This is a genomic window from Streptomyces sp. NPDC002835 (genome assembly GCF_053591995.1).
In genome coordinates, this window is sequence record NZ_JBSFUW010000045.1 from 42,006 (window position 1) to 51,036 (window position 9,031).

General features: G+C 73.3%; 9 protein-coding genes. 5 read left to right on the forward strand and 4 right to left on the reverse strand.

Annotation, left to right across the window (positions count from 1 at the left end; all coding sequences use genetic code 11):
* The first annotated feature begins 34 nt into the window (after positions 1-34).
* Positions 35-970: a 1-phosphofructokinase family hexose kinase gene (locus tag ACWD01_RS32520; RefSeq protein ID WP_451166898.1), complete on the forward strand. Its 936-nt coding sequence runs from the start codon at positions 35-37 to the stop codon at positions 968-970.
* Between the two features lie 99 nt (positions 971-1,069).
* On the opposite strand, the gene ACWD01_RS32525 is transcribed toward ACWD01_RS32520, so the two are convergent.
* Both ACWD01_RS32525 and cdgB read right to left on the reverse strand, forming a co-directional pair.
* Positions 1,070-2,044, reverse strand: coding sequence for a carbohydrate-binding protein (locus ACWD01_RS32525; RefSeq protein WP_451166899.1), 975 nt, complete (start codon positions 2,042-2,044; stop codon positions 1,070-1,072).
* Between the two features lie 164 nt (positions 2,045-2,208).
* Positions 2,209-3,846, reverse strand: coding sequence for a diguanylate cyclase CdgB (cdgB, locus tag ACWD01_RS32530; protein ID WP_451166900.1), 1,638 nt, complete (start codon positions 3,844-3,846; stop codon positions 2,209-2,211).
* A gap of 383 nt (positions 3,847-4,229) precedes the next feature.
* Here cdgB and ACWD01_RS32535 point away from each other — a divergent pair, with 383 nt between their 5' ends.
* On the forward strand, positions 4,230-4,730 hold the full coding sequence (locus ACWD01_RS32535) for a flavin reductase family protein (protein ID WP_451166902.1): 501 nt from the start codon (positions 4,230-4,232) through the stop codon (positions 4,728-4,730).
* A gap of 83 nt (positions 4,731-4,813) precedes the next feature.
* Here ACWD01_RS32535 and arfB read toward each other — a convergent pair whose 3' ends face one another.
* Entirely contained in the window at positions 4,814-5,248 is a 435-nt protein-coding gene (gene arfB, locus ACWD01_RS32540) for an alternative ribosome rescue aminoacyl-tRNA hydrolase ArfB (RefSeq protein WP_451166917.1), read from the reverse strand.
* Between the two features lie 139 nt (positions 5,249-5,387).
* On the opposite strand from arfB, the gene ACWD01_RS32545 reads away from it, so the two are divergent.
* A complete protein-coding gene (locus ACWD01_RS32545) occupies positions 5,388-5,963 on the forward strand; it encodes a TerD family protein (RefSeq protein WP_451166904.1) in 576 nt (191 codons plus the stop codon).
* 199 nt (positions 5,964-6,162) lie between these two features.
* On the opposite strand, the gene ACWD01_RS32550 is transcribed toward ACWD01_RS32545, so the two are convergent.
* Positions 6,163-6,702 (reverse strand): GlcG/HbpS family heme-binding protein, encoded by a 540-nt coding sequence (locus ACWD01_RS32550; protein ID WP_451166906.1) that lies wholly within the window; start codon positions 6,700-6,702, stop codon positions 6,163-6,165.
* A 319-nt stretch (positions 6,703-7,021) separates the two neighbouring features.
* On the opposite strand from ACWD01_RS32550, the gene ACWD01_RS32555 reads away from it, so the two are divergent.
* Entirely contained in the window at positions 7,022-8,179 is a 1,158-nt protein-coding gene (locus tag ACWD01_RS32555; RefSeq protein ID WP_451166919.1) for a sensor histidine kinase, read from the forward strand.
* Entirely contained in the window at positions 8,176-8,799 is a 624-nt protein-coding gene (locus tag ACWD01_RS32560) for a response regulator (protein WP_451166907.1), read from the forward strand. The genes ACWD01_RS32555 and ACWD01_RS32560 overlap by 4 nt, the downstream gene beginning before the upstream one ends.
* The last annotated feature ends 232 nt before the right edge of the window (positions 8,800-9,031 follow it).

Sequence of the window (9,031 nt, forward strand, 5' to 3'; positions counted from 1 at the left end):
ACACGGCAGCGGCGTTCTTCGGGGGTGTGCAGGGGTGATCCTCACGGTCACGCTCAACGCCGCGCTCGACATCACGTACCAGGTCGCCGCCCTCACCCCGCACGCCGTCCACCGCGTCCGCGAGGTCACGGAGCGCCCCGGCGGCAAGGGCGTCAACGTCGCCCGCGTGCTCGCCGCGCTCGGCCACGAGAGCGTCGTCACCGGATTCGCGGGCGGGCCCACCGGGGCCGTACTGCGCCGGATGCTCGCCCCGCTGGCGCCGCACGACGCACTCGTCGAGGTCGCCGGCAACACCCGCCGCACCCTCGCCGTCGCGGACGACGCGGCCGGCGACACCACCCAGCTCAACGAACCGGGCCCCACCGTCACCCCCGCCGAGTGGGCCGCCTTCCTCTCCTCGTACGACGCGCTCCTGCGGGACGCGGAGGCCGTCGCGCTGTGCGGCAGCCTGCCGCCCGGCATCCACGTCGGCGCGTACGCCGAGCTCGTGCGCCGGGCGCGTGCCGCCGAGGTCCCGGTCCTCCTCGACACCAGCGGCGAACCGCTGCGCCGCGGCGTCGCCGCCCGCCCCGACCTGATCAAGCCGAACGCCGACGAACTCGCCCGGCTCACCGGCTCCCGCGAGCCACTGCGCGCCACCCGCGACGCCCGCCGCCGCGGCGCCCACACCGTCGCCGCCTCCCTCGGCCCCGACGGGCTGCTCGCCGCCACCCCGGACGGCACCTGGCAGGCCACCCCGCCCGAGCAGGTCAAGGGCAACCCGACGGGCGCGGGCGACTCGGCGGTCGCCGGCCTGCTCTCCGGACTCGTCGCGGGCCTCCCCTGGCCCGAGCGGCTGGCCCGGGCGGTGGCCCTCTCGGCGGCGACGGTCCTGGCCCCGGCGGCGGGCGAGTTCGACGCGGCGGCCTACGAGGAACTGCTGCCGCGGGTCACGGTGGTCGAGCACCCGGCGCCGGCGCCGGGGAAGTGACCCGCCCGAAGTCCCGGTGAAACGCCGCGTCCCGGCCGCGGGGCGCGGCCGGGACGGGGACGGGTTTCAGATGAGGGGTCGTTCAGGGGCCGGTGGGCCTCAGCTCTTCTTGTTCTGGCCGGCCTCGAGCCAGACCTGGTCGAGATACGCCTCGCACTGGTTCCCCTGCTCGCAGGAGATCTTGAGGTCGTTCTTGCCCTTCTCGAGGTTCACGTAGGCGTAGGTGTTGGTCCAGCCCTTCTCCCAGTCGCCCTCCTCCGCCTTCGCGAAGTTCGCCATGTTGATCTCGCGGGGCTCCCCGCCGTTGATCGTCAGGCTGGTCTTGGCGTCCTTGCCGGGCACGCTGTACGTGATGTACATCGTGTACGCACCGGCCTTCGGCACGTCCACCGACCAGGAGGCGGAGCCGCCGACGCCCTGGAACATCACATAGGCGCCGTTGGTGCCCTTGGCGCCCGGCACGGCGTCGGCCGCGGCCGCAGCCCCCTCCAGCCGCAGCGTCGCCGCGTCCTGCTTGGGCAGCTCGACGGGCTCCTCCGGCTTGTCCGAGGCGTCGTCGCTGGGCTTGACCGACTCCGCCACCGGCGGATTGGTGCCGTCCGCGCCGGTGCCGCCGGCCTTTTCCTTCTCGTCGCCGCCGGACATCAGCGCCGCGGCGATGCCGATCACGACGACCGCGACGACCGCGATCGCGCCGATCAGCAGGCCCTTGGTGTTGGGGCCGCCGCCCCGGCCACCGCCGTGGCCACCGTGACCGTGGCCGCCCGGGGGCGGCACCGGCACCTGACGTGTCTGGGCGGCGGCGCCCGGGTAGGTCTCGGGCGCGGCGTACGCGGCCGTCGACTGCTGGCCGTACGCCTGCTGCTGCGGGACGTTCTGGCCGTACTGGCGCTCGCCGACCGTGCGGACCTGGTTGTACGAGGTGCGGGGAACCCCGGGCTGCGCGGCCGGACCCGGGTAGCCGTAGCCACCCTGGCGGGGAGGCGTGGCGCCCGCCTGCTGCCCGTCGGCGTACAGGTAACCGAACGGGTCTTCGTCCTCGGGCGTGCTCGCGCCGTTGTTCGCGGCCGTCATCCCAGTCACTCCTCACCATCTCGCCAGCACAACGCTGACGCGTGGCGAGCCTACCCGGTTCCATACACCCCGTTGGGTGGCATGGGCCTCATCGGGTCCGACGACCGCCCGGTCACCAGGCCGGGCACGGCCGAGGTGTGATACATCACCACAGAACGGGACGGTCATCCCGCCCGGCGGTGGACCTTCGAGCGGGACCGCTTCTCGATGTACATCCGCTGGTCCGCCGACTGCAGGACCTCCTCGACGGACATCCCGCAGCTCGCCCACCCGATGCCGAAGCTGGCGCCCACCCGGACCCCGCGGCCGCCGACCCTGATCGGCAGGATGATCGCGTTCCGCAGCCGTACGGCCAGGTCCGCGGCGTCCGCCGCGCCGAGGCCGTCCGCCAGAACCACGAACTCGTCGCCGCCGAGCCTGGCGACCGTGTCACCGTCCCGCACCCCGGTGGCGAGCCGGCGCGCGACCTCGACGAGGACGGCGTCCCCGGTCTGGTGACCGAACCGGTCGTTGATCGACTTGAAGCCGTCCAGGTCGCAGAAGAGGACCGCGAGCCCCTTGGCGCCGTCGTCGATCTCGTCGTCCGGCGCCACGGTGTGCACATGGTGGTCGTACGGCCGGGCCCCGACCGCGTCGAAGTCGAAGCCGTCGCTGTGGAAGGCGTGGTCGGTGTCGTACGCGGCGTCGAGCGCCTCGATGTCGGTCGCGTACGCCGCGTGCGGGCGATCGCACAGCCGGGAGCTGAGCCGGGCGCGCAGCTCGGCGCTGTTGGGCAGGCCGGTGAGGGCGTCGTGCGAGGCGCGGTGCGCGAGCTGGAGCTCGTGGCGCTTGCGGTCCTCGATGTCCTCGACGTGGGTGAGCAGGAAGCGGGGTCCGTCGGCCGTGTCGGCGACGACCGAGTTCCGCAGCGACACCCAGACGTAGGAGCCGTCCCTGCGGCCGAGTCTGATCTCCGCGCGCCCGCCCTCGGCGGAGGTGCGCAGCAGCGTGCCCACGTCCTCGGGGTGGACGAGGTCGGCGAAGGAGTAGCGGCGCATCGCGGAGGCGGGGCGGCCGAGCAGCCGGCAGAGCGCGTCGTTGGTGCGCAGCAGCCGGCCGTGCTGGTCGCCGCCCATCTCGGCGATGGCCATGCCGCTGGGCGCGTACTCGAACGCCTGGCGGAAGGACTCCTCGCTGGCCCGCAGCGCCTGCTGCTCGCGCTCGAGGCGGACGAGGGCGCGCTGCATATTGGCGCGAAGTCGTGCGTTGCTGATGGCGATCGCGGCCTGCGAGGCGTACATCTGCAGCGCCTCCTGGCCCCAGGGGCCGGGGCGGCGGCCGTTGCGCGGGCGGTCGACGGATATCACGCCGAGCAGTTCGCGCCCGCCGCCGGAGGCGTACATAGGGGCGTAGAGACGGTCCTGCGGGTGCCACTCGTCCTCGAAGCGGGGCTCGGGGCCGTCGGTGTGCCACTGGGGCACGTCGTCCTCGATGAGCACCCAGCCCTCGGTGTGCGGGATGAAGCGCAGGTCGCCCCACGCCTCGCCCATGGACAGGCGGCGGTCCCAGGAGGGGCGGGAGCCGACCCGCCCGGTGATCAGCGCCTCCGCGGCGGCGCTGCCGGCGAATGCGGCGACGACGAGGTCACCGTCGGGGCGGACGAGGTTGACGCAGGCGAGTTCGTAACCCAGGCCGACGACGATTCCGTCGGCGACGGTCTGCAGGGTGTCGGCCAGGCTGCGGGCCGTGTTGAGCTCCGCGACGACCCGGTGCAGCTGCCGCAGGGTCGCAAGACGGACATAGGGCTCCGACTCGGTCTCCATCGCTCGCTCTCCCCGAGACCTCGACAGCAAACTCCAGGGCGTCTGATTGGCGTACTTGTAGCGGTATCCCGGCCACTGAATCACAGCGAGCAGCCCGCTCGGTACACAGGGTCAACAAATACTGTCCTCTGTGACTCAAGTCACATCAGGTGATGAACGGTCAGATAAGGTCGGGCACCTGGCAGCCTGCTACCCCGGCGTCAATTATTGAACACAAAACCATTGGTCCGTACCCATGGTTACGCGTGCTCGTGGGGCCGCAGACCTAGGACCCGGCTGGTCCCAGGGGCCGATGCGGCGGCGAAGCGGCCGCCAGTAGCGTTCGTTGTGTGTTGCACACGACCTCCGCACCGACCGCGTCCGCCATCCCCCATCCTGAGGGGGTGAGCAACGAGGAATTCCGTGCCGCCATGTCCCGACTGGCCGCCGGCGTGGTGCTGGTGACCGCGCACGACGCCGACCACGGGCCGCGCGGTGAGGACGTGGGGATGACGGCCACGGCCTTCATGTCCGTCTCACTCGACCCGCCGCTGGTGCTCGTCAGCCTGCGCAACGGCTCTCGGATGGACGACCTGCTCGCCGAGCAGCCGCTGTGGGGCGTGTCCGTGCTCTCGGAGAACCAGCGGCAGATCGCCGGGCGCTTCGCGATGAAGGGGCGGTTCAGCGACCGACTGCTCTTCGACGACCTGGCCCACGAGCGGGGCGAGGTGTGCGGGGCGCCGCTGGTGGTGGGCGCGCTGGCGACGCTGGAGTGCCGTACGGAGCAGCGGGTGGAGGCGGGGGACCACACGCTGGTGATCGGCCATGTCCTGAAGGCGGGCCTGGCCGACCAGGTGGCGGGACCGCTCACCTACTTCCGGGGGCGGTACCGGCAGTTGGGGTGAGGGGCGCTCGGGGGTCCGCTGGTGGGGCGTCTACGGGGCGTGGGTGGGGCGGCCGGGTTCGGCGGCCTCGGTCGCGGGGCGCGCTACCAGTCGCGGCCCGAGCGGCCGCGCTTCCGCTCCGCGCGGTGCTTCTTCTCCCGCAGCCGGCGCTCGTTGATGCCCCGCGGGATCTTCGTCGGCCGGCGGGGGCGCGGCGGCGGGGCGGTCGCCTCGGCCAGCAGCGAGGCCAGACGAACCGCCGCGGTCTCCCGGTTGCGCCACTGAGAGCGGTGCTCCGAGGCGCGTACGGCGATCACGCCACCCACCAGCCGGCCCGCGAGCCGCTCCAGCGCGCGTTCCTTCCAGACCGGCGGCAGCGCCTCGGTCTTCGCCAGGTCGAAGCGGAGCTCCACCTGGGAGTCGCTGGTGTTGACGTGCTGTCCGCCGGGCCCCGACGACCGGGAGAAACGCCAGATGAGCTCCGCCTCCGGCAGGGAGACGGAACCGCGGATGATGTAGGGCCCGGACATGACGTCCATGGTCCCGTGTGCGGCGCGGTACGTCATCCTCTTTTGGGTCCGGAAGGAACCTGACGGTCCCCTCCCCGCGTTATGACCTGTGACGGTAGCTTCGGGAGGACCCGTAAGCCCGCAGAATCGAATTGAAGGGGACTTCCCAATGGCAGTAAGCCTGTCCAAGGGCGGCAACGTCTCGCTCACCAAGGAGGCACCGGGCCTGACCGCCGTCACGGTCGGCCTCGGCTGGGACGTCCGCACCACCACCGGCACGGACTTCGACCTCGACGCGTCCGCGATCGGTGTGAACCCGGCGGGCCAGGTCGCCTCCGACGCCCACTTCGTCTTCTTCAACAACAAGGCGACGCCGGACCAGACCATCGTCCACACCGGTGACAACCGCACCGGCGAGGGCGGCGGCGACGACGAGCAGATCAACGTCAACCTGGCGGGTCTGCCGGCCGACGTCGACAAGATCGTCTTCCCGGTCTCGATCTACGACGCCGTCACCCGCAGCCAGAACTTCGGCCAGGTGCGGAACGCCTACATCCGCATCGTCAACCAGGCCGGCGGCACCGAGCTCGCCCGCTACGACCTCAGCGAGGACGCCGCCACCGAGACCGCCATGGTCTTCGGCGAGCTCTACCGCAACGGCGCGGAGTGGAAGTTCCGCGCGGTGGGCCAGGGCTACGCCTCCGGACTCGAGGGCATCGCCCGCGACTTCGGCGTCAACCTCTGACGCAGCCTCACCCAGCAGGGCCCCGGCTCCGGCCGGGGCCCTGCCGCGTTCCGGGGGACGGCCGCGTTCCCGGGGGCCCGGCCCGGGAGGCGGGCCAGCCTCGTTCCCGGTGCCGTGGCCGGGGCCGGCCCGGGACGCGGCCCCCGGGCGCCCTCACGACCCGGCCCCCACGACCCGGCCCTCAGCGCGCCGCGCCGGCTCAGCGGCCGAGTGCCGCCACGCCCGCCCGCGCGAACTTCTCGTCCAGGTCGCCGCTCGGCGCGCCCGCCACCCCGATGCCCGCGACCGGCGCGCCCTTGACCTGCACCGGCGCGCCGCCGCCGAGGAACAGCGTGCCCGGGATGTCCTTCAGGTTCGGGGCCTGCTCCAGACGCTTCGTCAGCTCGGAGGTGGGCGCGTTCCACGACACGGCCGTGTACGCCTTCTTCTCCGCCGACTCGTACGACTGCGGGCCCGCGCCGTCGCCGCGCAGGGTGACGATCGTGTTGCCGTTGCGGTCGACGACGGCGACGGTGACGCGCTGGTTCTCCTTCTCCGCGGCGTCGAGGGCGGCCTGCGCGGCCCTGGTCGCGGCGTCGATCGTCAGATGCGTGGACTGCTGGAGGCTGCGGTCCGAGAGGTCGGCGGTGACGGCGGCCCTGGACTCGGCGGCCGGGGCGGAGGCGTTCGCGGACACCGCGCCGAACGTACCGGCGGCGACGACGGCGGCGGTGACGGCACCGATCATGGTCTTCTTCATCTGGGGTGGCTCCTTCACGAGGGCGGCTGATCCGCCGCGGTGGTCGTTCCGCCATCAATCCTCCGGCCGCGCGGCGCCCCGCCCGGTCCACGCTCCGGCTGCCGCTGCCGCGCATGATGGACGACACAGGGGTCGGCCGATCGGTTGATGCCCGCCTGGTCCCGCCGGGCCACGATGAACGGACGGGCCAGGCAGGACGAGCGAGGAGACGGTGGTGCGGCGGGAGCACGTCCGGGACGATCAGGACGCCGACGAGCGGAACCCCGACGATCGGGGCGCCGACGAGCGGGACCCCGACGCCCGCTGGCTGGCCCGGGTGATGCACACGGCGTTCTTCCTGCTGCTCGGCGCCTCCCTCGCCCGCTATCTGCTGCGCCACCCCTGGGAGTTCCGCTCCCCGTGGATCATCGGCCTCTCGGTGGCCCTCGCGGTCCTCTACACGGTCGGCCCGGTGTTCGGCCCGCGCGCCACACCCCGCCGGCTGCTGTGGCTGTTCACCGTCGTGGCCGTCTGGGTCGTCCTCGTGGTGCTCGCGCCGAGCTTCGCCTGGTGCGCCGTCCCCCTCCTCTACACCGGGCTGCGCGCCCTGCCGACCCGCGCGGCCATCGCCCTGGTCGCCCTGCTCACGCTGTTCGTCGTCGCCGCACAACTGCGGCTCGCGGACGGCGGCCTCGACCCGAACCTGATCCTCGCCCCGCCCTCCGTCGCCGCCGTGGCGACAGCCGTCTTCATCCACGCCGAACGGCTCGCGGAACGCCGGCGGGCGCTCATCGACGACCTGGTCCGCACCCGCCGCGAACTCGCCGCCACCGAACGGCGGGAGGGCACCCTCGCGGAACGGCAGCGGCTGTCCATGGAGATCCACGACACCCTGGCGCAGAGCCTGTCCAGCCAGCAGATGCTGCTCCAGGCCGCCGACCGCACCTGGGACACCGACCCGTCCAACGCGCGCGGCCATGTCCGCACCGCCGAGTCGATCGCCGAGCGCAGCCTCGCCGAGGCCCGCCGGTTCGTCCACGACCTCGCCCCGGCGGACCTCGCGGAGGGCGGGAGCCTGCCGCAGGCGCTGCGCACCCTGGCGGCGCGGGAGACGACCGGCACCCTCACGGTCTGTTTCCACCTCGACGGACCCGACGTGCCGCTACCCCAGCCCGCCCAGTCGGCGCTGCTGCGGATCGCGCAGGGCGCACTGGCGAACGTGCGGGAGCACGCGGACGCGAGCACCGCGACGCTCACGCTCACCGTCCTCGACGACCAGGTCGTCCTCGACGTCGCGGACGACGGCCGCGGCTTCGACCCGGCGGCCGCCCGCCCCGGCGCCCGGCCCGGCGCGGCACCGCCCAACGGCCAGCGCGGACACGGCCTGCCCGCGATCCGGGCCCGTACGGACCAGCTCGGCGGCACCCTCACCATCGAGTCCGCACCCGGCGAAGGCACCGTGCTGTCCGCCGCGATTCCGTTGGAGGTCCGCCCATGACCGCCGTACGCATCCTGCTCTGCGACGACCACGCCGTCGTACGCGCCGGGCTGCTCGCCCTGATCGGCAGCGAGGCCGACATCGAGGTCGTCGGCGAGGCCGGCAGCGGCGAGGAGGCCGTCGCCATGGCCGCCAAGCTGAAGCCGGACGTCGTCCTGATGGACCTCCAGCTCGGCGCGGGCATCGACGGCGTCGAGGCCACCCGCCGTATCGCCTCGCCCGACGTCCACGTGCTGGTGCTGACCACGTACGACACCGACGCCGACGTCACCCGCGCCATCGAGGCGGGGGCGACCGGCTACCTCCTCAAGGCCGAGCGGCCGGAGGAACTGTTCGCCGCGATCCGGGCGGCCGCGCAGGGCCGGACCGCGCTCTCCGCGCCCGTCGCGAGCCGCGTCATGGACCGGATGCGCGGAGCGGCCGGCCCGTCGCTGACCGACCGGGAACGCGACATCCTCGGCCAGCTCGCCCACGGCCTCGGCAACCGCGAGATCGCCCGCGCCCTGTTCATCAGCGAGGCGACCGTGAAGACGCACCTCGGCCGTATCTACGCCAAACTCGGCGTCGACACCCGAGCGGGCGCGGTCGCCGTCGCGAAGGAGCAGCGACTGCTGCCGTGACGCGGCGGCGGGGGCGGCGGGGTGTCCCGGTTCGCCGCCGTCCTGGCGTACGCCCCGGGCGGACCCGCCCTGGGCCCGTGCCGCCGGGTGGGCGGGCCCAGGGCGGGTCCGGTACCGCGCTCCGCGCGGTGGCCTCAATCGCCGGCGCGGGGGGGGGGGGGGGGCCGCCCCGCGGGTTGGGGGCGGTGCGGAGCGCACACCTCAGAACTCCAGAAAACCCCAAAAAACAAGG